Annotated in this window: 16 protein-coding genes; 8 read left to right on the top strand and 8 right to left on the bottom strand. The window is 65.9% G+C overall.

The genetic code is table 11. From position 1 onward, the window contains the following. Positions 1 to 94: 94 nt before the first annotated feature. The 5 genes from IFT54_RS17690 to IFT54_RS17710 all read right to left on the bottom strand — a co-directional run bounded on the left by IFT54_RS17690 (position 95) and on the right by IFT54_RS17710 (position 9570). Positions 95 to 2020 carry an alpha-L-fucosidase gene (locus tag IFT54_RS17690; RefSeq protein WP_192071582.1) on the bottom strand — a complete coding sequence of 642 codons (1926 nt, stop codon included), beginning with the start codon at positions 2018 to 2020 and terminating at the stop codon, positions 95 to 97. A gap of 23 nt (positions 2021 to 2043) precedes the next feature. Continuing rightward, on the bottom strand, positions 2044 to 4605 hold the full coding sequence (locus IFT54_RS17695) for a glycoside hydrolase family 95 protein (RefSeq protein WP_192071583.1): 2562 nt from the start codon (positions 4603 to 4605) through the stop codon (positions 2044 to 2046). Positions 4606 to 4662: 57 nt separating this feature from the next. Continuing rightward, on the bottom strand, positions 4663 to 7881 hold the full coding sequence (locus IFT54_RS17700; protein WP_192071584.1) for a TonB-dependent receptor domain-containing protein: 3219 nt from the start codon (positions 7879 to 7881) through the stop codon (positions 4663 to 4665). A gap of 139 nt (positions 7882 to 8020) precedes the next feature. Continuing rightward, complete coding sequence (locus IFT54_RS17705; RefSeq protein ID WP_192071585.1) at positions 8021 to 9043, bottom strand: FecR family protein; 1023 nt, start codon at positions 9041 to 9043, stop codon at positions 8021 to 8023. After that, entirely contained in the window at positions 9043 to 9570 is a 528-nt protein-coding gene (locus tag IFT54_RS17710; RefSeq protein ID WP_197984740.1) for an RNA polymerase sigma factor, read from the bottom strand. Before IFT54_RS17710 ends, IFT54_RS17705 begins: the two co-directional genes overlap by 1 nt. Positions 9571 to 9787: 217 nt before the next feature. Between IFT54_RS17710 and IFT54_RS17715 the strand changes: the two genes are divergently transcribed. The 3 genes from IFT54_RS17715 (at position 9788) to rsgA (ending at position 12206) form a co-directional block, all read left to right on the top strand. Then, complete coding sequence (locus IFT54_RS17715; protein ID WP_052149385.1) at positions 9788 to 10324, top strand: DUF3833 family protein; 537 nt, start codon at positions 9788 to 9790, stop codon at positions 10322 to 10324. Then, positions 10321 to 11013: a VIT1/CCC1 transporter family protein gene (locus IFT54_RS17720; RefSeq protein WP_192071586.1), complete on the top strand. Its 693-nt coding sequence runs from the start codon at positions 10321 to 10323 to the stop codon at positions 11011 to 11013. Before IFT54_RS17715 ends, IFT54_RS17720 begins: the two co-directional genes overlap by 4 nt. Before the next feature lie 194 nt (positions 11014 to 11207). Continuing rightward, positions 11208 to 12206, top strand: coding sequence for a ribosome small subunit-dependent GTPase A (gene rsgA, locus IFT54_RS17725; protein WP_192071587.1), 999 nt, complete (start codon positions 11208 to 11210; stop codon positions 12204 to 12206). On the opposite strand, the gene IFT54_RS17730 is transcribed toward rsgA, so the two are convergent. Then, positions 12203 to 14551, bottom strand: a complete 2349-nt coding sequence (locus IFT54_RS17730; protein ID WP_244649174.1) for a GH92 family glycosyl hydrolase — start codon at positions 14549 to 14551, stop codon at positions 12203 to 12205. The two genes, rsgA and IFT54_RS17730, sit on opposite strands and share 4 nt — an antisense overlap. A 403-nt stretch (positions 14552 to 14954) precedes the next feature. On the opposite strand from IFT54_RS17730, the gene IFT54_RS17735 reads away from it, so the two are divergent. Genes IFT54_RS17735 through IFT54_RS17755 form a run of 5 tightly spaced genes read left to right on the top strand, consistent with a single transcriptional unit; the run spans position 14955 to position 25359 of the window. Then, complete coding sequence (locus IFT54_RS17735; RefSeq protein WP_192071588.1) at positions 14955 to 18038, top strand: TonB-dependent receptor; 3084 nt, start codon at positions 14955 to 14957, stop codon at positions 18036 to 18038. A 29-nt stretch (positions 18039 to 18067) separates the two neighbouring features. Continuing rightward, positions 18068 to 19198, top strand: coding sequence for a glycoside hydrolase family 43 protein (locus tag IFT54_RS17740; RefSeq protein ID WP_342354859.1), 1131 nt, complete (start codon positions 18068 to 18070; stop codon positions 19196 to 19198). Then, on the top strand, positions 19195 to 21552 hold the full coding sequence (locus IFT54_RS17745; protein ID WP_446740684.1) for a GH92 family glycosyl hydrolase: 2358 nt from the start codon (positions 19195 to 19197) through the stop codon (positions 21550 to 21552). Before IFT54_RS17740 ends, IFT54_RS17745 begins: the two co-directional genes overlap by 4 nt. After that, positions 21549 to 22994 carry a glycoside hydrolase family 125 protein gene (locus tag IFT54_RS17750; RefSeq protein ID WP_244649176.1) on the top strand — a complete coding sequence of 482 codons (1446 nt, stop codon included), beginning with the start codon at positions 21549 to 21551 and terminating at the stop codon, positions 22992 to 22994. The genes IFT54_RS17745 and IFT54_RS17750 overlap by 4 nt, the downstream gene beginning before the upstream one ends. A gap of 22 nt (positions 22995 to 23016) precedes the next feature. Next, entirely contained in the window at positions 23017 to 25359 is a 2343-nt protein-coding gene (locus tag IFT54_RS17755) for a GH92 family glycosyl hydrolase (protein WP_192071591.1), read from the top strand. Positions 25360 to 25406: 47 nt separating this feature from the next. On the opposite strand, the gene IFT54_RS17760 is transcribed toward IFT54_RS17755, so the two are convergent. Next, a complete protein-coding gene (locus IFT54_RS17760) occupies positions 25407 to 26198 on the bottom strand; it encodes a DUF2189 domain-containing protein (protein ID WP_107934391.1) in 792 nt (263 codons plus the stop codon). Between the two features lie 37 nt (positions 26199 to 26235). Then, entirely contained in the window at positions 26236 to 26730 is a 495-nt protein-coding gene (locus tag IFT54_RS17765; RefSeq protein ID WP_183937347.1) for a TspO/MBR family protein, read from the bottom strand. Positions 26731 to 26774 lie beyond the last annotated feature (44 nt).

Here is a 26774-nt window from a genome sequence, read left to right on the forward strand (position 1 = left end):
ATGACACGCCGACGTCATCAACGCCGACATCCTCGCGTTCATCCACAGATAACCATCGGCGGCAGGCGGGGTGCGTATCGCGCCTGCCGGCCCTCTACCGTAACAGGTCGATGCCGGCGATGGCCATATGCGTTCTGGGGGATGCAAGACCGATGAAGGTCATGCGGACGTAGACGGCGTCAACCTTCGTGTCGAAGACGATGCGTTGCGGCGAGAGCGCGTTGGCGATGTTCGAGAACTCGTCGGCGGCGGCCTTGGCCCATGTCTTCCCGTCGAGGCTTGTCTCGACAAGGAACCGTTTCGGTGGCGCGGTATCCGTCATCACCGCGCGCGAGGGCGTCAGGATGAAGCCAGCCAAGTGCTGAGGCGTGGTCAATTTGAAGGTGACGGTCGGGCGATCCGCCGTCGACGCGACCGGAACCTGCCAGACTGTGTTCGAATCATTGTCGAGCACGGCGGCCGCCGTCTGTCCCGATGCCGAGACGATCGATATCTCGGAGGGCTGCAGCACATCGCGGCTACGCGCGGCGGGCAGCGTGACCGCGGTCGGCGCGATCTGGCGGAACAGCGCGATTTCGCTGATCGCCGGACACGCCTGTGCGGCGACGATCCGCAGCCGCAGTCGTCGTGCGACGACGGGCGCGGGCAGGCGGACGACGCGCTGGGCGGCGATGCACGTGCCCGATGCGATCTCCGACCACCCCTTGCCGCGATCGACGTCGATCGCAAAGCGGTCGACGCGGACGCCAAGCGGCAGGAACTCCCGGATCCGGACGAGATCGAAGCTGCGGCCGGGCGGAAGGTCGAGGACAAGGCTCGGCGTGTGGACGGTGTCGGGGGTCGACCAATAATTTGCGGGGTTACGATCGAGCACATTGGCCGCCGCAAAGCCCGGCCCGCGAACGTGATCGGCCGACGCGATCGCGCCGGTCGCACGATTGTCCGCGAACGTTGCGCGCTGCGCGGTACCGAATGCTTGCAGAACGGCGACGTCGGGATCGGCCAAACGCCCGCGCCGGTCGGGTGGCAGGTTCAGGATCAGATTGGTGCCACGCGCGATCGATTCGTCGAACAATTGCAGCATCCGCTCAGGATCCTTGACCTTCGCATCCTCGTCGGCGTGGTAGAACCAGCCCGGGCGGATCGAGGTGTTGGTTTCGGCGGGCCACCATAAGGGGCCGTTGCGAAGACCGGCATTGCCGTCCGCCTGGCTCGGTTTGCGGTTGGCCATGGTCGGCCAGCACGGATCGCCGGCGACACCATCCTCGTTGCCGACCCACCGCACGTCGGACCCTAGCGGTTCGAAGGTGCAGGCCATGGGCTGATGCTGATGCACCAGGGCGAAGATTGACGGCCAGTTATAATAGGTCTCGGAGTCGATCTTCCGTGTCTCGCGGGCGCCGCCATAATAGCCGTCGCCGCCGTTGGCGCCGTCGAACCAGAACTCAAACAGCTGGCCGTAGCGCGTACAGAGTTCGACGATCTGGTTGCGGTAATAGTCGAGATAGCCGGGGCGGCCATATTCGGCGTGATTGCGGTCCCAGGGTGACAGATAAAGGCCGAAGTCGAGGCCGGCACGCCTAGCCGCTTGCTCGAATTCGCGGACCACATCGCCTTTACCATCACGAAACGGGCTGTTCCTGACGCAATGCTCGGTCAGCATCGTCGGCCAGAGACAGAATCCGTCATGATGCTTGGCGGTAAGCACGATCCCGCGCAGGCCGCCGGCCTTGGCCGCTCCGACGATCTGATCCGCCGAGAAGTCGGTTGGTGCGAACAATTTGGGGTCTTCGTCGCCATAGCCCCATTCGCGATCGGTGAAGGTGTTGATCGAAAAATGGACGAAGGCGTATTGCTCCCGTGCGTGCCAGGCCAGCTGGCGCGGGGAGGGGGTTGCTCCCCAGGGCGCGGGTGAAGTTCCGGGCGATGGCTTGCGCGCCCAGCCGCTAGACGACGCTGTCGATGCCAGGCCGGAGGCGAGCCCCGAGGCAAGCATAGCGCGGCGGGTGATGATCGACATGGGGACTCCTGGAACGTTTCGGGTCATGTGGCATCGCTCTCGCGTGGCGTGCTGCTGGCGGCGCCCTGAGCGGTTCTGCGTAGCGCGACGTCGTAGCGTCGGCCCTTCACAGTCTCGAACGTGATAGACTGTGTATCCTTCTCGAACCGGACGATCGTCCCCCGCTGAACAATCTTGAGCGGTTCGAACCCTGACGGCAATCGGACCGAAAGGCGCGTGTCGCCGGCAATTACCGTCGCGTCGACATGGCCATCGCTCCACGCGATCGCAACCTCGTGACCGCCCCGCGCGCGGAGCCCGACGACGCGACCGCTGGTCCATTGCGGGGGGACCGCAGGCAGCAGCGCGATCTCGGTTTCGCGGCTCTGTAGCAGCATCTCCGCGATCGCCGCGGTGATGCCCAGATTGCCATCGATCTGGAATACGGGCCGTGGCTTTGCCGGATGCGTGTCGAGCAGGTTCGCTGCGACGCTGTTGGCGATGAACGCGGAAAGCGATCGCCCGGCCTGCGCGCCGTCACCCAGCCGGGCCCAGACCGCGGTCGCCCAGGCACGGCTCCAGCCCGTGCTGGCACCGCCATGCGCCTCGCGGCGCGTGATCGACGCGCGCGCAGCCCGGGCGAGCGCGGGCGTCCGAACGGGGTCGATCGCATCGCCGGGATAGAGCGGATAGAGATGCGAGATGTGTCGGTGGCCCGGGTCCTGCTCGGCGAAGTCGGTCGCCCATTCCTGAAGTTGGCCATATTGGCCGGTGCGATAGGGCTCGATTTGCTTCAGCAACCCGGCGAGGCGCACTGTGAGCCCGTCGACATCACCGATTACTGCCATGGCCGCGATGCAGTTCGTGAACAGTTCGCGGATCAGCGCGAGGTCCATCGTGCAGCCTGCCGATATTGCGGCGGACTTGCCGGTCGCGGTCAAAAACAGGTTCTCAGGCGAGATCGACGGGGCGGTCGTGAGATGGCCGCTTCGTGGATCGCGAACCAGCCAGGCTGCACAGAATTCGGCGCAGCCTCGCATCAATGCAAAGCCACGCGTCTTGAGGAAGTCGCGATCGCCGCTGAAGCGGTAATGATCCCAGACGTGCTGTACCAGCCATGGGCCCGCCATTGGCCAGTTCGCCCAATTCGGATCGCCGACGCCCGCGCCGGCGGGGTTGCTCATCGCCCACAAATCGCTGTTATGATGCACACACCAGCCCGGCATTCCGTAGAATTGCCGCGCGGTGCGCGCGCCGGTGACCGCGAGCCGTTCGATATGATCGATCAGCGGAAGATGGCAGTCCGCGACATTGCAAGTCTCGGCAGCCCAATAATTCATCTGGAGATTGATGTTGGTGGTGTAGTTCGAGCTCCAGGGCGGACGTACCGCCGCATTCCACACGCCCTGAAGATTGGCGGGCATCGTATCGGGGCGCGAACTGGCGATGAGGAGATAGCGGCCGAGCTGGAACAGGCGTTCGGCACGCGGTGTATCCCCGTCCCCGATCGTGCCGTTGAGTTCGAGTGAGGCGCGGCGGTAGAGCGCCTGATGATCGCTGACGTGACGCTTTACTAGTGTCGTATAGTCATGACGTCTGGCAGCCGCGAGGTCGCGTTCGGCCGAAGCGCGGACCGCGGCGACGGGGGTGTCGGGCGCGAGGTTGAAGCGGCGAAACCCTGTGGCGGCGGCGATGCGGACGATCGCGGTTGTGGCGCCGCGGATGTGCAGCGCCCCCTCCGACGCGGTGATTGCGCCGCCATCGGTTTCGACCGACAGGATCGTCGCGAACGCCATGCCCCGACCAGGGCTATCCGAATATCGAATGGGGTCGGGAACGTCGCGATAATCGGGCTCGCTCTGCGTGGGCGCCTTGCCGAGCAGGGTGATCTGGTTGCTGCCTGATTGTGCGGTAGCCGTCGCCGTCGCGCGCAGCTTGCTCGTCAGCATCAGGCGGCAATTGATCATGCCGCGTCGATCCGCGGTAAGCCGCAGCACGATCACGCCATCGGGGTGCGAGGCGAACAGGTCGCGGCCGAAGCCTGTCCCGCCAGAGCGATACGTGACGGATGCAACCGCGCGATCGAGGTCGAGCATCCGGCGATAGTCCTGCGGGGCTTCGCGATGGTCCATCTCGAGGTGGAGATCCGCCATCGGTGCATAGCTCGCACTGAATGGCCCCTGGAGAGCATGGCTCAGTTGATCGGCACTGATCGGATCATCGGCGAACACGGCGCGGCGAACTGCAGCGAGTGCGTCCCGGTTGCGAGGATCGGCATGGTCTCGATCGACGCCCGCCTGCCCGGGGCTGACGTCGGGCTGGCCGCTCCACAATGTATCGTGATTGAGCGACAATATGTCGCGTACGACCCCGCCGCCCATCATCGCGGCGAGCCGGCCGTTACCCACGGGGTGCCCGAGCAGCCACTCGCTCGCGGGCTCGGTCGCCGCAATCCGGTGGCGCTCGTCCGCGCCGGGGGCGCTGGCTTCGGCGGCGCCCAGCCCCGTGAAGAGCCCGGCGAACATGGAACCGGTCCCTGCTGCCATGACGCGGCGACGTGACACGCTGGCGAATGCGTCGGCGACGCCCGGTGGTTGACCCGTCATGCTTTCCCTTCCCGCATGGCGACGCGTCCGGTGGCGCCGCCATGCCTGGCTACGGCCCTAGAAATCCAGGGTCGCCCCGATGTTGATAGACCGGCCGAGCGCATCATAGACCGAAGGCGAGGTGTTGACGCGCTCCGCCGCCTCGAGCGGGGGGCTGGGACGAACCGGCGCCGCCCGGTTGAGCACGTTGTTGACGACCATTCTCAGCGTCAGCGCCCGCGATACGGTGACGCTCCCGCTCAGGTCGAACACGTCATAGGCGGGCAGATACTTATATGCATCAGGCACGCTCGGATCGTCCTCGCCGAAGATCGGATTTCCATCGAGGCGCGAGTTCTTCAGCCCCGAATTATGCCTCCAGTTGACCGAGACCAGCGCCTGGGTCTGCGCAGCTTCGGGCGAGCTGAGCGTAAACCGGAAATTGTGCTGATACCGGCGATAGCCCTGCCCGGCATAGGGCCCGAACAGCCCGACCACGTTGAAGTCGGTGTCGGGGAGGCCGAGATCACCGCCCTTGGCGGTCTGCAGCGTCGCGACATAGCTGGTGGAGAACCGCGCCCAGTTGCCCATCCGCGTGTCGTAATTGGCAGAGAAGTTGAACCCGCGGGCATTCGTTCGGCCAAGGTTGCTGTATCCCTGGTTGATATAGCCCGTTGCTGCTCCGGCGTTGCTGAACAGCGTCCCGTCGGCGTTGCGCTTCAACTGTCCGCAGAAGAAATCATAGCCGGTGTTCGCGCAGGTCTGCAGGAAATCGATTGCGCGGTAATAGCCGATGCCGTTCTGGATCTCGATGCTGTAATAATCGGCGGTCGCGGAAAAGCCGCGCAGCATGCGGGGCGTCAGGACGAGGCCGTAGGTGTAGGTGTGCGCGACTTCGGGCGTCACCAGACCTTCGGAACCGTTGCGGACAGTGCACAGGAAATCCGGACATTGCTGGATCGCGCCATATTGTGCGGCGGTCACGCCGGTGCTCGCGCAGACCTCGCGGCTGGCAACGGGGCTCGTCCCTGCGCACGGATCGCCCAGCGTGTTCGTGTCGAGCACACCGTAACTGGCGTTGGCGTTCGACGAGAGTTCGTAGATGCTCGGTGCGCGGGTTGCCTTGTTGTAGCTCGCCCGGAACAGCAGGTCCTCGATCGGCCGCCAGCTGCCGTCGATCTTGTACGTTGACCGCACCCGTTCGACCCCGGAATATTTCGATCCACGAATCGCGGCGCCGATACTCAGGTCGCGGATCAGGGGGCGGTCGCTGACCAGCGGCACGTTGACCTCACCGTAGAGGTCGACCGCGTTGTTGGACAATGTCGAGGGCGTCGACCCGAACGCAGCCTGATAGGCGGCGTCGGGGCGCGAACGATAGCCGCTCGACCGATATTCCCCGCCAACCGCGATGTTGATGCCCTTGGTCGAAAACGGGCTTCTGATGCCATATTCGCCGAGGTCGCCGGTGACGTTGGCATTGCCCACCCATTGCTCATACCGCTCGCGGAACACGCCGCCGCCTTGCGCGAACGACAGATAGTCGACGGCCGCGGCGCTGGGCCCGTTGGTGGAGAAAATGTCGAGCGGGACGCAGCTCGGGTCGGATCCGCTGACCACCGCGGCGCAGGTCGGCGTGCCGTTGACGTCGACCACCTGCAGTGCGGTGGCGACCTTGGCGGGGTCGATGCGGCCGAGCTGTTGCTGGCGGTAGAGCGTGGTCGAATAAACGCCGCCTACGTCATAATGCCATGCGCTGCCCAGATCGCCGCGAAACCCCGCCACCGCGCGATAGATCTCGTTGGACGACAGCGTCGACTGCGCGTCAGTAAAGCGGTAGCGGACATCGGTGCGGACGTTCGTTGCCGTCCCCGCGGCGGTACCGCACAACGCGCCTGCCTGCTGTTGCGATAGAAGCGGGTTGTCGCAATTGATGTCATAGGGGATCGAGCCGGGCTGAATGGTAGCGGGATCCGACTGGCTCCGCGACTCGGACCTCAGATAGAGCCCGTTTGCATAGAGCTGCAGCGCGGGGGAAACCTCGTAGTTGAGGAAGACGGCGCCGTTGTATCGCTTGTTCTCGCGCTGGAAATAGAAGCTGTCGTTGTAATTGTAGCCGTTGGCCCCCGTGAACGGGACGAATTCGCGACCCCCACCCGCCGCGTTTGTGAGGACGGAGCCATTCTGCGCCGGCCCGGACAGCGCCTGGAAATAGCCAGCCGGCGTTGCCGAGGACGGTGAGGCGCAGACGACCGACTGCCCCGACAAGGTGATCGGGCAGACGGAAAACGACCTCGACGATGCGAGGACCGGTTCGACCTGGCTATAGGCCCCGAAGAGCGAGATGTTGCCGCGGCCGCCGGCGAAATTTTTGCCCATGCTGATATTGGCGTCGAACCGGCCGCCATCATTGGCCATGCCGCTGGGCACGGCGAAGCCTGCGTCACGCGCGGCCTGCGCGGCGATGTTGTCGCGGTTGTCGGCGTTGTAGAAACCGTAATTGACGTTCGCGTTGACGCCCTCGAAATCCTTGCGGAGGATGAAGTTCACCACGCCGCCGATAGCGTCCGAGCCATAGACGGCAGATGCGCCGCCGGTCAGCAGATCGACGCGCTCGATCAGTCCGACCGGCACGACGGACGCATCGATCCCTTCGGTGACGCCGATCCGCTGACCGTCGATCAGCGTGAGCGTCCGGTTGGTCCCGAGCCCGTGGAAATCGAACTGCTGGCGCCCGTTGCCGTTCGATAGATTGGTGTCATTGTTCTTGATCGCCGGAACGCGGTTCAGCACCTCCTGGACACTGAAGGCTGCCTGCAGCTTGATGTCCGCCTGGCTGACGCTGGTCACCGGTGCCGTTTCGACGAGATTTTTCGACCGGATGCGCGATCCCGTCACGACGATGTCGCCACCAGGCGGCGTCGGACCCGTCGTGTCGTCCTGTTCCGTGTCGGGCTGGTTCGCCGGGCGTTGCGGCAAAACCTGTGATTGAGACCCCGTCATCGCCACGCGCGTCAGCGCGGCGGGGCGTGCGATCACATAAACGCCCTGTCCCGTTCGCGAGGTGACGAGACCACTGCCGTGCAGAAGCCGGTAGATCGCCACGTCCGGCGTCATCGAACCACTGATCGTCGGGGATACGCGGTCGGCGAGGAGGGTTTCGTCGAACACCATCTGCACGTGCATCTGGCGGCCGAGCAACCGCAGCGCCGGGCCGAGTGGCTGGGCCTTGATGTCGACGCGAACCACCCGCTGCGCCTGTGCCGGAGAGACCACCATCACCGTAGCGATTGCCACGCAGCTTACGCCAAGAATTCGTCGGTCCCTTAACATCATCGATCGCCCCTCTTCCTCTGTTATACTTTTGTGACGTGCGAGGGTGTCGAACACTCACTTCATTACGAAAATTATCTTATAATTTCGCTTTATCTCCGTTTCAGCGACGGCGGCTCAAGCGGATCGCCTCGCCGGTAACAGCGGCATCGACCGGGAACGTTGTGGCGATTGCGTCGGCAAAGGCATCGACGTCGCCATTGTTGAAGACCCCGCTGACGCGAATGTCCGCGGCACCCGGATCGACAATGATCCGGCGGCGCTGGGCATAGCGGTTCATGCGTTCGGCGGCGGCGACGAGTGTCTCCGACGTGAAACTCACCTGCTCCGCGCCCCAGCCGTCGTTTCCGATCGATGAGTTCACGGATCCGACGAACCCCGATACCGGCAGGCCGATCTCATGACCCGGGGTCAGCGCACGCTCTGCGGTCAGTTGGTGCCCACCCAGCCGGACGACCTCGTTCATCTGCCCCTGGGGGGTATCACGCAACACCGCGACCCGACCCTCGAACAGCGCGACCCGCACTTCGCGGCTGAGCCTTTCGACCGAAAACTCGGTCCCGGTTGCGATCACCACGTTTCGCCCGCTGCGCACCGCGAACGGGCGCAGCGGATCCTTTGCGACCTTGAAGCGCGCGCGACCCTTCTCGAGGACGATGTCGCGGCGTTGCGGGCTGAAGGCGACCGTGACCATGCTGTCGGCGTCGAGCGACAGACGCGAGCCATCTGCCAGCGCGATGACACGTCGCTCACCGATCGCGGTGCGATATTCGTCGCGGGCGCCGTGGCGCCACGCCAGCGAGCCCAGCGACAGCGCAAGCAGGAGCACAGCCGCGATCGCCCAGACCACAGGTCGGGACACCATCGGCGTCCGGATCCAGCGACGCTGCCCCGCGCGATGTACGGCACCGAGGGCTTCGCGGCGTAGCGCGAGCATCTCGGGAGCGTCGGCATTCTCCTCAACCGCGTCCCAGGCGGCAAGCGCTGCGCCCAGGCGCTCGCCCCGGCGCGGGTCGTCGGCCAACCACGAGTGCAGGTCGGTGCGCTCCTTTGGAGACAAGGCCCCGTCGGACAACCGCAGGCACCAGTCGATGACGGTGTCCGCATCGGATTGCGGCGCAGTCATTACGAGTCTCCCATGGCGGCAAGCAGCGCGCGCATTGCGTTCGCGATATGTTTCTCGACCGCGCTCACGGAAATGCCGAACGCATCGGCGATCGCCTTACGCTGCATGCCTTCCAATCGGTAGAGAATGAAAATTTGGCGAGTCCGGTCAGGCAGGCCGCCCAGCGTGCGCGCGACGCACCCGACGCTCTGCCGCGCGGACAGCAACCGCTCGGCGTCGATCGGATCGACGCCAAGGTCAGCATCGGTCGCTCGTGATTGCTGATATCGGTACCTGGTCGCATCACGTCGATATTGATCGCGCAACAGGTTGGCGGCTGCTTGGAAAATATAGCCTTCGGGATTGTCGGTGGCCGGCCCCCTCATCGTCGCCATGCGGATGAAAAGATCCTGGATCAGATCTTCCGCCTGCACGGGATCACTGAGACGACGGACGAAGAACGCCATGAGCGCCGGCCGCATGCGTTCCATGACCGCCGAAAGATCGCGTCCCGGCATCGCGCCGGCCGGAGGCCTATGCTTCATCATGCTAGATAGACGGGCAGGCGCGCAATGTGCACAGTTTAAACGAGCGCTTTGGTCGGTGGGGTTCGCCAGGCAAATCCACGATCAGCAGCGCGTACCGCGGGCGGGGTGGGTAGATACATATTGCCAGCTCGGCGAGAACGGCCGAACGCAACGTCCTGGCGCGAGAGCTCGAACGCGGACTGAGAGCCCTGCGGCGCATGCGACGACGAGGATGGCGATGAAGCAGAGGATGATCCCGGTTCCCCGTCTGACGACTTTCGTTGCAGTGCCGCTTGCGTTGCTGCCGTGCGCCTGCGCGGGTGGGCCGAGCACCGCGTCGATCGCCGCGCAACCGGCCTTTGTCGCCGAACGGTTCTTCGCCGGGCGGCTGGACGGCACGGGCGTGCTCAAGATCGCATTTCGGGCGCCGGTCCGGACGCATGTCGCGAGCGTCGGTCGCGTCGCTCCCGACGGCACCTTGATCCTGGATCAGCATATCGAGCAGCAGGGCAAGCCGCCGCGCGATCGGCAATGGCGGATCGTTCCGCTCGGGCACGGGCGCTACACGGGCACGCTGACTGACGCGTCCGGACCGGTGACGGGCGAGGCGGTCGGCAATCGCCTGCATCTGGCCTTTCGTATGCGCGGCGGCATGATGGTCGATCAGTGGCTGACGCTGTCGCCCGATGCCCGGGTCGCGCAGAATCGGCTGATCGTCCGCAAGCTCGGCATGACGGTGGCGACACTCGGCGAAACCATCAGGATACTGCCATGAGCGCGCATAGCGAACGTCATCTTGTATCGCGGAGCGGCTGGCTTCGTGCCGCGGTGCTCGGCGCAAATGACGGGATGGTGTCGACCGCGAGCCTAATCGCGGGCGTTGCCGCATCGGGCGCAACGACCGGCGCCGTGTTTGTGGCCGGCGCGGCGGCGATGGTCGCGGGGGCGATGTCGATGGCCGCGGGCGAATATGTGTCGGTCAGTTCGCACGCTGACAGCGAGGCTGCCGATCTGGCGCGCGAGCATGGCGAACTCGCCAGCGACTGGGCGCATGAGCATTACGAGCTCGCGCAGATCTACGTGGCGCGCGGTCTCGATGCGACGATCGCGAGCGAGGTCGCGCGGCAATTGATGGCGCATGATGCGCTCGGCGCGCATGCCCGTGACGAACTTGGCATCTGCGAAATCGTCATGGCCCGCCCGCTCCAGGCGGCATTCGCGTCCGCTGTCAGCTTCGTCGCCGGCGCGATACCCCCGCTGCTGGTGGCCATCCTGACGCCTGCGCCACACCGGCTGCTAGCGGTGACGGCAGCGACTTTGGTCTTCCTTGCGCTGCTGGGCATGGTCGGGGCGCGAACGGGTGGCGCAAGCCCGTGGCGCCCGGCGCTTCGCGTCCTGTTCTGGGGTGCGGCGGCGATGGGCGCAACGGCCGCGATCGGGCATCTCGTGGGTCGCGCGGTCTGATACCTGGCCCCGATCCGGGTACGGATTTCCGCGGCTCGCCTGAATGCGAGCGCGGCGGCTTAGACGAAAGGGCGCAATTAGCAGCGTTTTGATCGTGGGTGCGACTGGTAACCGCCTCCTATCGGCGTATACGACCGGATCGTAGACGGGAGGGCCGGGGACCGGCCCGCAAGGAAAGATGCTGCTGCACCCTTATGGATTCTGCTGATCAGACCCTGGAACAGCTTGGCTGGGACGCACATTTCGAGAACCAGATCTCGGCCGCCGAAGCCGCCTATTGTCATCCCGCCAGGGTCATGGCCGTCCACCGCGGCCAGATTGCCGTGGCAGGGTCGGGCTGGGCCGGCGATCTGTCGCCCTATATCGCCGGTGCCACGCCGTTGGACGATCACCCGACCGTCGGCGACTGGCTGCTGACCAGCGCGGACAGGGCGCAAGCTCTTCGTGTGCTCGGTCGCAAGAACCTGTTCAAGCGCCGTGCGCCGGGTGATCCGCGCGGTGAGCAGATGATCGCCGCGAATGTCGACACGGTGTTCCTCGTCGCGTCGTGCAACCAGGATTTCAGCGTCGCACGGCTGGAGCGCTATCTCGTGCTGGCACGCGAGGTCGGGGTCGATGCGGTCGTGATCCTCACCAAGATCGACCTGACGGACACGCCGGAGACCTATGTGGACGCGGTTCGCGCGATCGAGCCCGGACTGATCGTCGAGACCGTCGACGGCCGAGATCCGGCCGACGTGGCGCGGCTCGCCGCCTGGTGCGGTATCGGCAAGACCGTCGCCTTTCTGGGGTCGTCGGGCGTCGGCAAGTCGACGCTCGTCAACACGTTGCGCGGGTCCGCAAGCATCGCGACCCAGGCGATCCGTGAGCATGACGGGACGGGGCGGCATACGACCACGGTGCGCCAGATGCATCGCCTCGATCAGGGCGGCTGGCTGCTCGATTTGCCGGGCATGCGCGAATTACAATTGTCCGACGCGGCCGCGGGCATCGCTGAAGTGTTCGACGACTTTACCCTCGCCGCGCAGGATTGCCGGTTTTCGAACTGCGCGCATGGCGGAGAGCCGGGCTGTGCGGTGCGCGCGGCGATCGACGCGGGCACTTTGACGCCCGAACGCTTTGCGCGCTGGCGTGCGCTGGAAGCGGGCGAGGCCGCCGCCACCGCACGCACCTCCCGACGGCGCTCTCGCTAGCGCCGCGTCGGGGGGCTTGAAACTGCGGTAGAGGTCGAGAACGGGCGCGACGATGCGCTCTTCCCCCATTGCCGGTTCGGCCGAGCGCTCATCACGAACCGCAATTCGCCGCCCTGCCGGATCTCGTCGTCGCGAAGATAGGTGCGGGTGAGGGGCCGGCCGTTCAGGGTGACGGACTGGACGTAGCGATTGGCGGTCGAGAGGTTGTCCGTGCTGATCACGAACCGCTTGCCGCCGGGCAACATCAGTGTCGCCTTGGGCATGAAGGGGCGGCCGATGACATACTCGTTCGCGCCCGGTGCGACCGGGTAGAAGCCTAGCGCGGTGAACACGAGCCAGGCGGACATCTGTCCGAGATCGTCGTTGCCGCTCAATCCCGCCGGCGTGTCGGCATATTGGCTGGCGACGATCTGCCCCAGCCGCTCCTGCGTCCGCCAGGGCGCCCCGGCATAGCTGTAGAGATAGGCGACGTGATGGCTCGGCTCGTTGCCGTGGATATACTGGCCGATCAGCCCGGCAATATCCTCCGCGTGGCTATAGTCGATCTTCGACAGGTCGAAATCGAACATCGCGTCGAGCTTCCGGATCGTCCTGGCGTCACCGCCCAGCAGGCGGAACAGCCCCGCCTGATCCTGCGGTACGAACCAGCTATATTGCCAAGCATTGCCCTCCGTATAGTCGGAGCCGTAGTTGATCGCGGTCGGGTCGAAGGGGGTGCGGAACTGGCCGTCGGTCTTGCGCGCGCGGAGCCAGCCCGACGACGCGTCGAAGCTGTTGCGCCAGTTGCCCGCCCGTTTCTCGAAGCGCGCGGCAATGTCCGACCGGCCGAGTTTCCGTGCCATCCGCGCGATGGTCCAGTCGTCATAGGCATATTCGACAGTCTTGGAGGCGGCTTCGGGTTCCTTGTCGATCGGGACATAGCCGCGCGCGATATACTCGCCGAGCCCGCCATAGGCGGCGTGATCGGCGCTCGCGACCATCGCGTCGAGCGCGGCGTTGGCATCGAAGCCGCCAATCCCCTTCATATAGGCATCGGCGATGACGGGGACGGCGTGATAGCCGATCATCGTCCACGTCTCGCGGCCGGCGAATTGCCAGACCGGGAGGATGCCGTCGGGGCTGTGCCTCTGGCTGGCGAGCAGCGAGCGGACGATGTCGGTATTGGTCTCCTCTGGCTGGATCAGGGTCAGCAGCGGGTGTTCGGCGCGGAACGTGTCCCAGAGCGAGAAGGTCGATCGGACCGTGAAATCGGTCGCCTGGTGGATCTGGTCGTCCGGCCCGCGATAGCGGCCGTCGCGGTCGCTCCAGATGCTGGGCGCGAGCAGGCTGTGGTAGAGCGCGGTGGCGAAGATGCGGCGCATCGGGGCCTCGGCCTCGAACGTGACGGCGCCGAGCGCGGTGTCCCAGGCGGCCTGGGTCTGCGCATGGATATCGTCGAAGCCGCCCGCTTCACCGTCGAGATTGGCGAGCGCGCCGGCTTCGTCGACGCCTGAGATCCCGACCTTCACCTCGAGCGGCCTTGTCAGGACGCCGAAATCGAGACGGGCCTCGAGCGCCTGACCGAGCTTTTCGGCGAGCGCGTCGCTGTCGCGGCCCGGCCCCTGGAACCCCTTGTAGGGAATGGCGGTCTCGCGGTTGACGAGTGCGTGGCCGGTCAGGGGGGCGGAGAAGCGCATCGCGAAAAAGAGCTTGCGGCCGGGTGCCCATCCGCGGGTTTCGCGAAAGCCGGTGAGGACGCCGTCGTCGCGCAGATGCAGCCCCGACCACAGGATCTTGCCGGGGTAATTGTAGAGTGACGAGCGGAGGTCGAGAACGAGATGCGCGGCCTTGCCCGCGGGAAAGCTGTAGCGGTGCACGCCGACCCGTGAGCCGGCCGTCATTTCAGCGCGGATGGAGCGATCGGCGAGCGTGACGGCGTAATAGCCGGGCTTCGCGGTTTCGGTAGCGTGCGAGAAGCGCGAGCGATAGCCGGGGGCGGCGGGCGTTCCCGGGTCCATCGGCACGTCGTCGCCGGCGACGGGCATCACCAGCACGTCGCCGAGATCCGAATGGCCGGCGCCGGAGAAATGGGTGTGGCTGAAGCCAACGATCGTCGGGTCGTCGTAGCGATAGCCCGCGGCGTGCGGATAGCAGTCGCGGAGGACGCAGGAGGTGTCGGTGTCCGGCGAGAGCTGGACCATGCCGAACGGGGCGACGGCGCCGGGGAAGGTATGCCCCTCACCACCGGTGCCGATCAGCGGATCGACCGAGTCGCTCGGTCGCGGCGCGGTCTGGGCGGGGGCGGGGCCAGTGGCGAGCAGGGTGAGCGCCGATCCGGCGAGGCAGAGACGCTTGAGCATTGGCATGGCGGTCACCCGGTCTGAGAGGGGAAGGGGGCTCCGAAGCTTGAGGCGGAGCGGCAAGGCCGGGTGCTGATACCGGCCAAGTTGAAGACGACAGCATTCAGTTTGCGGGGCGATTTGGCAAGACGGCCCGCCGCCGGCGAACCGCCCGGCAGGATTAGTGCCGGTTCGGCCAAGTTCCGAGCCGCGGCGAATGTTGCGAATGTTGAGACCGAAACGGCATAAATCTGCTCCGCATAATCCATTTGACAATTTACTTTTATAATTGGCAAATAGGCAAGCAAAGACGACGTACCGTGATGATCCGATGAACCGGACGTCCCACCCGAATACGGGGGCAGGCACGCGATCGGCAGGGAGACGTGAGGGGGCAAGGACGTCCCGCACGCCGAAAAGGGGAAGTCTGATGAGCGCAACCAAGACAATATATGCCGTTCCGTCGCATCGCCGCCGCGCGCTGCGGTTTCTGCTCGCGGGCGCAAGCCTGAGCGCGGCGCTGGCCGGGACGGCGGGCGCGCAGGAGGTCGCGCCGCCATTGCCCGCAGCCGCCACGACACCGCAGACCGGCGACACGACCGGAGCGCCCGACGCGGTAACGCCCGCATCGACGGCGACCGCGCCCTCGGGCCAGACGGCGGACACCGCGTCGGCCGTTGCGGGTGAGCAGGATATCGTCGTCACCGGCTATCGCCGCTCGATCGAGAAGAGCCTGAACCAGAAGCGCGAAGCCAACGCGTTCGTCGACGTCATCACCGCCGAGGATATCGGCAAGTTCCCCGACAAGAACGTCGCCGACGCGCTGCAGCGCGTGCCGGGCGTGGTCATCACGCGCGACGGCGGCGAAGGCGCGCGGGTCAGCATCCGCGGGCTCCAGTCCGACCTGACGCTGACGCTGCTCAACGGCAACTTCCTGGCCGGCGCGGACAGCGGCGATCCGCAGCGGTCATTCAACTATGTCCTGCTGCCGTCCAGTTTCATCGCCAGCACCGAAGTCTACAAGTCGCCCGAGGCACGGCTGGAAGAAGGCGGTGTCGGCGGCACGATCATCCTCAACACGCGCAAGCCGTTCGACGTCCCCGCCTGGTCGGGCTTCGTGTCGACCGAGGGCACCTATTCGGACACCACCGAGAAGTTCGAGCCGCAGCTCGGCGGCCAGCTGTCGTGGAAGAACGAGGACGAGACGTTCGGCCTGCTGGTCGGCGGCGTGTGGCAGAAGCGGACCAACCGCGAATTGCGCAGCGAGGCGGAAAGCTGGCTGTGGTGGAGCGACCGCGACGCGCAGGGCAATGTCCTGACGCCCGCGACCGACGTCAACGGCAAGCCGTTCGCCAATAACGACGCGATCTCCTATTGGCCGGGGCAGGGCACGACCACGCGCGACGGCACGCATTATTCAGGCTATTGGGCACCGCAGACGGTCAATGCCGAAGTGTTCGACCAAGAACGCGAACGCTATGGCATCCAGGCGACGGCGCAGTTCCGCCCGTTCGACAATGTCACGGTGACGTCCAACTATTTCCGCTTCGGCTACAGCAGCGACTTCACCTCGAATACCGTCAAGATCCCCGAATGGGGCTATAACGACTTCTTCACCGGCGCGACGCTCGACAAGAGCGGGACGATCTTCCAGTCGGCGAATTTTGCGGTGCCGGCGGCGGGGACGGGCTGTCTGCTCCGTGCGACTCCGTGCACGATGGAAACGCCGCAGATCGCGGGCACCTACAGCCGCGAGAAGCAGGTCTCGAACACGTTCGAAACCGAGGTCAAGTACAGCCAGGACCGGTTCGACGCGGTGCTGAAGCTCGGCAAGACCAAGTCGAGCGGCGGCCCGTCCGCTCGGTTCAGCGCCGCCGCGAAGCCACGCGTGACGGTGCCGGGGCAGGAGCAGAACGGCAATCTGGTGAGCAACTGGGACGTTTCGAACGGCATCGGCGATTTCACCTTCTCGCCCGACCTGCAGCAGAACATCCGCAACGGCATCGCGCAGATCGACGTCGGTTCGACCAATTCGAGCTTCACGAACAGCGACCTGGCGCAGCGGTATCTCCAGCTCGACCTGACGCGCCGGTTCGACGGGTTCCTGAAGTCGGTGCAGATCGGCGGCAAATGGCGTGACCTGAGCATCCACCGCGAGACCGGACGCAACGAATGGTATGCGGATGCGGCCAGCGAGCTCCGCTATCAGGATACCGCGGCGGGCGCGGTCGCACTGCCCGAATTCTTCTATGAAAACCCGATCGGCAACGTCAACGGCGGATTCAACGCCAACGTCATGCCGGGGATCAATTTCGACAAGTATCTGAGCTATCTGAACGCGACCTATGGCGACGCGGTCCGCGTCAACGAGCGCGACTTCGTCTATGATCTTGGTGAGCGCGTCTTCGCCGGTTACGCCCAGGCGAACTTCGGCACCGGCGGTCTGCGCGGGAATATCGGTGTGCGGATGGCCAATACGCGTCAGTCGGGCAACACGTCCGACCGGCTCCAGTATCTGAACGACTATTGCGTCAACGGGCCGAACGGTTCGTTCGATCCGAACCGCCCGCTGGGCGCGGACGGCAATTGCCAGGTGCTGCCGCTGAGCGTCCGCGAGACGATCGTCAACACGCGCGCCGACCAGATCAAGACCTACACGGACTGGCTGCCGAGCTTCAACATCTCGTACGAGATCACCCCGGACCTGCTCGTCCGCGGTGCGGTCGCCAAGGTCATTTCACGGCCGTCCTTCGCCAATCTCGGGTCCGAACGGTCGCTGACCTATCGCTCGCCCGAATATGCGTTCGACCGCGGCCAGTTCGGCGAGTTCGAGGGCTGGTCGGGCAGAGGCGGCAATTCGGAACTCAACCCGTTCTCGGCATGGCAGTATGACGCCGGCATCGAATGGTATTTCCATCGCGGCTCGGTGCTTGGCGCGACGCTGTTCCGCAAGGACGTGTCCGATTTCGTCGTGCCGCTGGTGCTGAACGTCACGCGCGAGGTGGCGGGGGAGCAGGTGCTGATCCAGCCCTATTCGACGGTCGCGAACGGATCCAACGCGCGGTCGCAGGGTGTCGAGCTCTATGCGCAGCACACGCTGTCCTTCGGGCTGGGTGCGCAGGTCAACTTCACCTATAACGACACGTCGGTCGCCGACGTGACGCTCGACGGCCAGTCGGTCGGCTCGTCCGCGCTGGTCGGGAGCGCGAAGACGCAGATGAACGCCTCGGTCTTCTACGAGCATGGCAAGGTGCTGGTCCGCGCATCGTACAACCGCCGCGGCGAGGTCGTCGGCGGGCTCCAGTCGGGGCTGAACGTCTATACCAGCCCCTATGAACAGGTCGATCTCAACGCCGCCTACGCGCTGACCGACCGGCTCAACATCACCGCCTCGATCATCAACCTGACCAAGTCGGAAGAGAGCCAGCATCTCGGCAACGATACCAAGGATCGCTTCGTCTATCGGAATTACTTCGGGCGCCGTGCCTATGTCGGCGTGTCGTTCAACTTCTGATGGCGGGGCCAAAACCTTCCTCTCCCCTGGTGGCTCCTTCGCGGAGCCACCGTTTTTTTGATAGATATCCCCGCGTCCTGCGCCGGGCCCTGACGCTGGCGGGGCTGCTCGCCTGCGGAGCGGCGACCGCGTCCAACCCGATCGTGCCGGGCTGGTATGCCGATCCCGAGATCCGCGTGTTCGCGGGGCAATACTGGATCTACCCGACCTATTCCGACCATGCCGGAAAACCGGTCACGCCGAGCCGCTTCACGCCTGCGCAAAAGGCGGCGCGACTGCGGAAGACGGTCCGCCCGTCCTATGGCATGCAGACCTTCTTCGACGCGTTTTCCTCGCCGGACCTGGTGCACTGGACAAAGCATCGCCGCGTGTTCGACGTGCAGGATGCGGGCTGGGCCGCCTATGCGATCTGGGCGCCGTCGGTGCTCCAGGCGAACGGGCGCTATTACATGTTCTTCAGCGCGAACGACATCCAGAGCGATGGTGAGCTGGGCGGCATCGGGCTTGCGGTCAGCGCGACGCCCGGCGGTCCGTTCAGGGATGCGCTGGGCAAGCCGCTGGTCGGCGCGTTCCATAACGGCGCGCAGCCGATCGATCCGTTCGCATTCCGGGATCGCGACGGGCAGGTCTATCTCTTCTACGGCGGCTGGAAGCATTGCAACGTCGTCCGGCTGAGCCCGGACCTGAAGCGCGTCCTGCCGTTTCCCGACGGGACGATGTTCAAGGAGATCACGCCCCCCGGCTATGTCGAGGGGTCGTTCATGATCGAACGCCACGGCGTCTATTATCTGATGTGGTCGGAGGGCGGGTGGACCGGGCCGGACTATAGCGTCGCCTATGCGACCGCGCCGAGCCCGACCGGGCCGTTCACGCCGAAGGGCAAGATCCTGTCGCAGGACCTGCGCATCGCGCGCGGCGCGGGGCATCATTCGGTCGTCAACGTGCCCGGCACCGACGACTGGTACATCGCCTATCACCGCCGGCCGCTCGATACCGATCGCGGCGAACACCGGCAGATTGCGGTCGACCGCATGGTCTTTGCCGCCGACGGGACGATCAAGCCCGTCGTCATGACCGATACCGGCGTCGCGCCGCGGCCGATCCGTGCCGGGTCAACCGCTTCAGGGCGCGACGAACATTCATCTGGGAGAGCGATGTGAGACACAGGGTAATCGCCGCATTGCGCGGCACGGTGGCGGCGGTCGCGTCGATCGCGCTCGTCGCACCGTTGCCGCTGTCGGCACAGGCTGCGGCCAGCGCCGAGGCGCAGCCGTCGGTCGACATCGTCAACCCGCTGATGGGCACCGATTCCGACTATACGCTGTCGTACGGCAACACCTATCCCGCGGTCGCGGTGCCGTGGGGGATGAACTTCTGGACGCCGGTGACGGGCAAGCCCGGCAGCGGCTGGGGCTACACCTATGACGGCAACAAGATCAACGGCATCAAGCAGACGCACCAGCCAAGTCCGTGGATGAACGATTATGCCGCGTTCGCGCTGATGGCGACGACCGGCGCGCTGAAGGTCAAGGCGGACGAACGCGCCTCGTGGTACAGCCACAAGGCGGAGGAGAGCCGGCCCTATAGCTACAAGGTCTATCTCGCCGATTACGACGTGACCGCGGAGGTCGCGCCGACCAACCGCGCCGCGCAGTTCCGCTTCACCTTCCCCGAAAGCGACGACGCACACATCATCCTCGACGGCTATGCGGGCGGATCGATGGTGTCGGTCGACCCGGTCAAGCGCCGGATCACCGGCTATGTCCGCAACAATCACGGCGGCGTGCCGGGCAATTTCCACAATTACTTCGTCGCCGAATTCGACCACGCCTTCACGGTCAGCCGGACCTGGGACGATAACGGCCAGATCGCCGCGACGCCGGTGCGCGAGGGCGATCATGTCGGCGCGGTCGTCAGCTTCAAGACGCGCAAGGGCGAGCAGGTCGGCGTCAAGGTCGCGTCGTCGTTCATCAGCCTCGACCAGGCCGAGCGCAATTTGCGCGGCGAGATCGGCGGCGATGGCTTCGAGCAGACCAAGGCCAAGGCAAAGGCAGTCTGGCAGCGCGAGTTCGACCGGATCGAGGTGAGCGATCCCGACATCGACAACCGGCGCACCTTCTACTCCGCGCTGTACCGCATGCTGCAGTTCCCGCGGATGTTCCACGAGGTCGATGCCAAGGGTCAGACGGTCCATTACAGTCCCTATGACGGCAAGGTGCATCCGGGCTTTCTCTATACCGACAACGGTTTCTGGGACACGTGGCGCGCGGTCTTCCCGTTCTTCGCGCTGATGTATCCCGAGCGCGACAGCGAGATCATGCAGGGGCTGGTCAACACCTACAAGGAGTCCGGCTGGCTGCCCGAATGGGCGAGCCCCGGCCACCGCGACGTGATGATCGGGTCGAACTCGGCGAACCTGATCGCCGACGCATATCTGAACGGCGTGCGCGGGTTCGACGTCGAGACGCTGTACGAGGCGATGGTCAAGAACGCGACGACCTCGCAAGGGCGTCCGGTCGACAAGAAGGGCGAGGTCGTCGGCGCGGTCGGGCGCGAGGGCGTCGAATATTACAACCGGCTGGGCTATGTGCCCTATGACGTCGGCATCAACGAGAATGCCGCGCGCAGCCTCGAATATGCAACTGCCGACTTCTCGATCTCGCGGCTGGCGAGTGCGCTCGGCAAGACCGAGGATGCGAAACTCTATGCCGCGCGGGCGCAGAATTACCGCAAGCTCTACGACACGCAGAGCGGGTGGATGCGCGGGCGCAACCAGGACGGCAGCTGGTCGACCCCCTTCAACCCGTATAAATGGGGCGACGCGTTCACCGAGGGCAATGCGCTCCATTACAGCTGGTCGGTGATGCAGGACGTGCAGGGGCTCGCCGACCTGATGGGGGGCAAGGACGCGTTCGTGAAGCGGCTCGATTCGGTCTTCACCACGCCGCCGATCTTCGACGACAGCTATTACGGGCAGACGATCCACGAGATCCGCGAGATGCAGATCGTCGACATGGGCCAATATGCGCATGGCAACCAGCCGATCCAGCACATGCCCTATCTCTATGACTGGGCGGGGGCGCCGTGGAAGACGCAATATCACGTCCGCGACGTGATGAAGAAGCTCTACGCGCCGACGCCCGACGGCTATCCGGGTGACGAGGACAATGGCCAGACCTCGGCGTGGTACGTGTTCTCCGCGCTCGGCTTCTATCCGGTCACACCGGCGGTCGGCCAATATGCGATCGGCAGTCCGCTGTTCCGCACCGTCAGACTGACGATGCCGGGCGGCAAGAGGCTGACGATCGAGGCGGCGAACAACGGGCCGGGCAATGTCTATATCCAGTCGGCGAACTTCAACGGCACGGCGCACGACAAGCCGTGGCTGACGCGCGACGCGCTGCAGAAGGGGGGTACGCTGCGTTTCGTGATGGGGCCGACGCCGAACCGGAAATGGGGGGCGGCGAGCAGTGCTGCGCCCTTCTCGATGAGCGCACCGGTGGCCAAGCCATGAGCGGCGCGCGCTTCACCCCCCGCCGCCGCGACGTGATGACCGGTGCGGCGGCGCTCGCACTGGCGACCGCGCTGCCCGGTGGGGCGGTCGCCGCGCCGCTGGCGAGCAAGCGCCCGCCGCGTGGCGAGCGTCGCTTCGTCAGCGTCGCGGTCGAGGCCGAGATCGCGCGGGTGAAGGCGAAGATCGCCGACCCCGAACTCGCCTGGCTGTTCGAGAATTGCTACCCCAACACGCTCGACACCACGGTCCGGCTGGGCATGGTCGACGGCAAGCCCGACGCGTTCGTCATCACCGGCGATATCGAGGCGCTGTGGCTGCGCGACAGCTCGGCGCAGATGCAGACCTATGTCCATCTCGCGCCCAAGGACGCAGGCCTGCGCCGCGTCTTTGTCGGGCTGATCGCACGGCAGGCGCGCTGCATCCTGATCGACCCGTACGCTAACGCGTTCATGGACGATCCGACCGCGAAATCGAATCTGGGTGCGCGGACCGACCAGACCGAGATGAAACCCGGCGTCGCCGAGCGGAAATGGGAGATCGACTCGCTCTGCTACCCGATGCGGCTCGCGCACGGTTACTGGACCGCGACGCGCGACAAGACGCCGTTCGACGACCTGTGGGCGCAGGCGATGGTTCGTGCGGTCGCGACGTTCCGCGAACAGCAGCGCAAGGACGGCAAGGGTCCGTATCACTTCCAGCGGTTGAACGTCTCGCCGACCGAGACGCTGATGTTCGAGGGATACGGCGCACCGACGCGCAAGGTCGGGCTGATCCATTCGATGTTCCGCCCGTCGGACGATGCGTGCCTCTATCCCTTTCTGATCCCGTCCAACCTGTTCGCGGTGTCGGCGCTGCGCATGCTGGCGACGGTCCAGCGCGAAGCGCGCGGCGACACCGCGGGCGCGGCCGACAGCGAGGCGCTGGCGACCGAGGTCGAGGCGGCGCTGCGCGCGCATGGCCGGATGCCCGACGGGCAGGGCGGCGAGGTCTGGGCCTATGAGGTCGACGGCTTCGGCAATGCGATCTTCATGGACGACGCCAACGTGCCGAGCCTTTCGGGCCTGCCGCTGCTTGGCGCCGCGGACCGCGCCGACCCACTGTTCCGCCGCACCGCCGCGCTCGCCTGGAGCGATCGCAACCCCTATTTCTTTGCGGGCAAGGCCGCACAGGGAATCGGCGGGCCGCATATCGGCCTCGACATGATCTGGCCAATGTCGATCGTCACGCATGCGATGAACAGCGATGACGACGCCGTGATCCGCCAGTGCCTGACATGGCTGAAAACGACGCACGGCGGCACGGGCTTCATGCACGAATCCTTCCACAAGGATGATCCGACGAAATTCACGCGCAGCTGGTTCGCCTGGGCCAACGGGCTGTTCGGCGAGCTGATCCTCGACCTCGAGCGCCGCAAGCCCGGCTTGCTCGCCGCGCGCTACTGACATGGACCCACGGGAGAGACACATGACCACCGCCAACCGCCGCCAGGTGCTCGCCACCACCGGGCTTGCCGGCCTTGCGGGCGTGCTGCCCGCCGCCGCTGCCACCGCGCAGAGCCAGCGCCCGACCGCGGGCAAGCCCGATTTGTTCATCGGCACGGGCGGGCATGGCCACACCTATCCCGGGCCGTCGCTGCCGTTCGGGATGGTCCAGCTTGGCCCCGACACCGACAACAGCCGCTGGGACGCGTGCTCGGGCTATCACCAGGATGACGGCTCGATCATGGGGTTCAGCCACACGCATCTGTCGGGGACGGGGATCGGCGACATGCTGGACGTGCTCGTCGTGCCGACGCGCGGGCCGCTGAAGCTGAAACCCGGTGCGCTCGACAAGCCGCAGGAGGGCTATCGCCAGCGCTTTTCCGACGAGCTGGCCGAGCCCGGCTATTACCGTGTGAAGCTCGAATCGGGCGTGCTCGCCGAGCTGACCGTGACCGAGCGGACGGGGCATCACCGCTACACCTTCCCGCAGGGCGCGGGGCACATCCTGATCGACTTCGCGCACATGATCCTCGACGTCTGGGACAAGGGCGTGCTGATCGACGAGGCGTCGCTGGCGCTGTCGCCCGACGGCATGCTGACCGGCAGTCGCCGCGTCCACCGCTGGGCGAAGGGTCGGCGGATCCATTTCGCGATGCAGCTGTCGCGCCGCCCCGACCGTGTCGAGTTCTTCGGCGACGACGACACACCGGCACCCGCGGGCGCGAAGGCGATCACCGGCAACCGGCTGAAGGTCGCGCTGTTCTTCGACCAGGCGGGCTGCGAACCGATCCTGATCAAGACGGGCATCTCCGCGGTCGACGTCGCGGGCGCCAAGGCCGCGCTGGCGGGCGAGGCCCCGGGCTGGCAGTTCGACAGCGTCCGGCGCGCGGCGGCGCGGACCTGGCAGACGCAGCTCGACTGTATCCGTGTCGAGGGCGGCACGCCCGATCAGCGCACGATCATGGCGAGCGCGCTGTACCATACGTTCCTGTCGCCGACGCTCTTCACCGACCGCGATGGCCGCTATGTCGGGCTCGACCGCAACGTGCACACAGCGGCGGCGGGCGACACCGCGTACAGCACCTATTCGCTGTGGGACACATACCGCGCGCTGCACCCGCTGCTCAATCTGGTCCAGCCCGACAAGGCCGCGCAGTTCACGCGCGATCTGGTCCGCCAGACGATCCAGAGCCCGGCGGGTTCGCCGGTCTGGCCGCTCCAGGGTGTCGAGACCGCCTGCATGATCGGCTGGCATTCGGTGTCGGTGCTGGCCGAGGCGTGCGTGAAGGGCGTGAAGGCGGACTATGCCGCCGCCTGGCCGCAGATCCGCCGGCGCGCGTTCGACCGCAGCTTTCGCGATCTGGAGAGCACGCTCGGCCGCGGTTATTATTACGACCTCGGCTTCATCCCCGCCGACAAGGTTTGGGAGTCGGTCAGCCGGACGCAGGAATATGCGTATGACGACTGGGCGATGGCGGTGCTCGCGGACGCGGCGGGCGCCTCCGCCGACGCGCAGGCGTTGCGCAAGCGCAGCCTCAACTATCGCAACGTCATCGATCCGAAGATCGGCTTCGCGCGGCCGCGCTTCGCGGACGGAACCTGGTGGGCGGACTATGATCCGATCCAGCTTGGCCACAACCCCGACAAGCACCGCGATTATACTGAGGCGAATGGCTGGCAGGCGACCTTCCTCAACCAGCACGACATCTACGGGCTGATTGCGCTGTTCGGCGGGGATGCCGGGTTCGTGAAGAAGCTCGACGCGCTGTTCGTCGCGCCGTCGACATTGCCCAAGAACGCGCCGCCCGACATTTCGGGGCTGGTCGGCCAATATGCGCATGGCAACGAACCCGACCAGCATGCCGCGTACATGTATGCCTATGCCGGTGCGCCGTGGAAGACGCAGGCGATGGTGCGGCGGCTGTGCACTGAGATGTACAAGGCCGATCCCGACGGCGTGATCGGCAACGACGATTGCGGGCAGACGAGCGCGTGGTTCATCTTCTCCGCGCTCGGCCTTTACCCGGTCGATCCGGTCAGCGCGGTCTATGTGTTCGGCTCGCCGCTGTTCGACGCCGCGGAGGTTGCGCTGGGCGGCGGGAAGACGCTCAGGATCACCGCGTCGGGCAATGGTCCGCAGGCGCCCTATGTCCAGTCGGTGCGGTGGAACGGCAAGCCGTGGACGAAGAACTGGATCGGGCATGCGGATCTTGCGCAGGGTGGCGAGCTCGCCTTCGTGATGGGGGACAAGCCGTCACGCTTCGGCACGGCGAAGGCAGATCGTCCGCCATCCTATAACCCGGGACCGCGCCCGACGCGGGCTTGAGGGCGACCGCGCCGCGCCGGGTAAACCGGGCGCGGCGCGGGGGTTCGTCAGCGGACGACCAGACGCGTGTAGAGGTGCCAGGTCGCATAGCCGAGCCAGGGCAGCACGACCGCCAGCCCGATCGCGAGCGGGATCAGCCCGAGGACGAGCAGCCCGGCGACGCGCGCACCCCAGCCGAACACCGCGCGCGGGTTGCGCCGCGCTGCCGCGAGCGAGGTGCGCAGCGCGAGGCCCGCATCGACCGGCTGATCGACGACCATCGGGAACGCGACCAGCGCGAAGACCAGTGTGGCGATCGCGAAGGGTGCGCCTGCCAGATTGCCGAGCAGGATCAGCGTCCACCCCTCCTGCGTGGTGAACAGCCGGCCCGCGACGTCGCCGATCCGCAGCGGCGCGGTCGCACCAAAGGTCAGGTCATAGACCGCATAGGCCGTCGCCAGCCATCCGACCATCAGCGCCGCGAGCCCGGCGGTGAGGATCGCGAGCGGCAGGCGGCTGCGTCCGTTGAGCGGATCGAGGAAATGCCACCAGCTCGAGTCGCGCCCCTCTTCGCGGCGGCGCGCGAGTTCGTAAAAACCCGAGGCGGCGGCGGGGCCGAGGATCGAGAGCCCTGCGACTAGCGGGAAGAACAGCGGGAGCAGCGGCGCGTTGTACGTCACCACCGCGGCGACCAGGCAGACGATCGGGTAGAGCAGGCCGATCACGATCAGGTCGCCGCGCTTGGCGAGAAAATCCTTCCACCCCTCGGCGAGGGCCCAGCGCAGGTCGGCGGTACCGATCTCGCGGATCTCGGGGATGGCGGGTGCTGGCGCGATGAAGCTGTGCGGATGGGTGGCCATGATCTGTTCTCCGTTCAGGGGGTGGCGTATATCCTCGTCATGCGGGGTATCGTTGGGCGGCGTGACCGAACGGCCGGTTCAGCCGCACGATCGCCCAGTTGAGCCAGGCCGCAAAGCTGACCCACAAGAGATAGGGCGCGATCAACAGGCTCGCGAAGCGGTCGATGGGCCAGAGCCCGACGACCAGCGCGACCAGCGACGCCCAGAGAAACACGACCTCGATCAGCGCCCAGTCGGGGCGCCGGGCGCGGAAGAAGAGCGGGCTCCACAGCAGGTGGAAGACCGCGTTGACCGCAAACAGCGTCACCACCTCCGCGCGCGTCGCGGCGTCGGGCGCGGCGGTCCAGGCGATCGACGCGGACCAGGCGGCGAGGCCGAGGATGATCGTCCAGGCGGGACCGAACAGCCAGTTCGGCGGCTGCAACCGCGGCTTGCGCAGCGTGCGGTACCAGGGGCCGATCGGCGTCATCAGTCCGCCGACGACGCAAAGCGCGATGGCGGCACTGCCGCTCACGACAATCGGGTTAAGCATTACATTGTCCATCTTGCCGAGTGTCCAATGCGTGTTACACCTTT

Origin of the sequence: Sphingomonas sp. CFBP 13714 (genome assembly GCF_014842205.1) — a bacterium.
GTDB lineage: Bacteria > Pseudomonadota > Alphaproteobacteria > Sphingomonadales > Sphingomonadaceae > Sphingomonas > Sphingomonas aerolata.

Coding starts and splice junctions, on each gene's coding strand:
- IFT54_RS17690 (WP_192071582.1), bottom strand. CDS start 2,020: ATGTCGATCATCACCCGCCGCGCTATGCTTGCCTCGGGGCTCGCCTCC.
- IFT54_RS17695 (WP_192071583.1), bottom strand. CDS start 4,605: ATGACGGGTCAACCACCGGGCGTCGCCGACGCATTCGCCAGCGTGTCA.
- IFT54_RS17705 (WP_192071585.1), bottom strand. CDS start 9,043: ATGACTGCGCCGCAATCCGATGCGGACACCGTCATCGACTGGTGCCTG.
- IFT54_RS17710 (WP_197984740.1), bottom strand. CDS start 9,570: ATGATGAAGCATAGGCCTCCGGCCGGCGCGATGCCGGGACGCGATCTT.
- IFT54_RS17715 (WP_052149385.1), top strand. CDS start 9,788: ATGAAGCAGAGGATGATCCCGGTTCCCCGTCTGACGACTTTCGTTGCA.
- IFT54_RS17720 (WP_192071586.1), top strand. CDS start 10,321: ATGAGCGCGCATAGCGAACGTCATCTTGTATCGCGGAGCGGCTGGCTT.
- rsgA (WP_192071587.1), top strand. CDS start 11,208: ATGGATTCTGCTGATCAGACCCTGGAACAGCTTGGCTGGGACGCACAT.
- IFT54_RS17730 (WP_244649174.1), bottom strand. CDS start 14,551: ATGCCAATGCTCAAGCGTCTCTGCCTCGCCGGATCGGCGCTCACCCTG.
- IFT54_RS17735 (WP_192071588.1), top strand. CDS start 14,955: ATGAGCGCAACCAAGACAATATATGCCGTTCCGTCGCATCGCCGCCGC.
- IFT54_RS17750 (WP_244649176.1), top strand. CDS start 21,549: ATGAGCGGCGCGCGCTTCACCCCCCGCCGCCGCGACGTGATGACCGGT.
- IFT54_RS17755 (WP_192071591.1), top strand. CDS start 23,017: ATGACCACCGCCAACCGCCGCCAGGTGCTCGCCACCACCGGGCTTGCC.
- IFT54_RS17760 (WP_107934391.1), bottom strand. CDS start 26,198: ATGGCCACCCATCCGCACAGCTTCATCGCGCCAGCACCCGCCATCCCC.
- IFT54_RS17765 (WP_183937347.1), bottom strand. CDS start 26,730: ATGCTTAACCCGATTGTCGTGAGCGGCAGTGCCGCCATCGCGCTTTGC.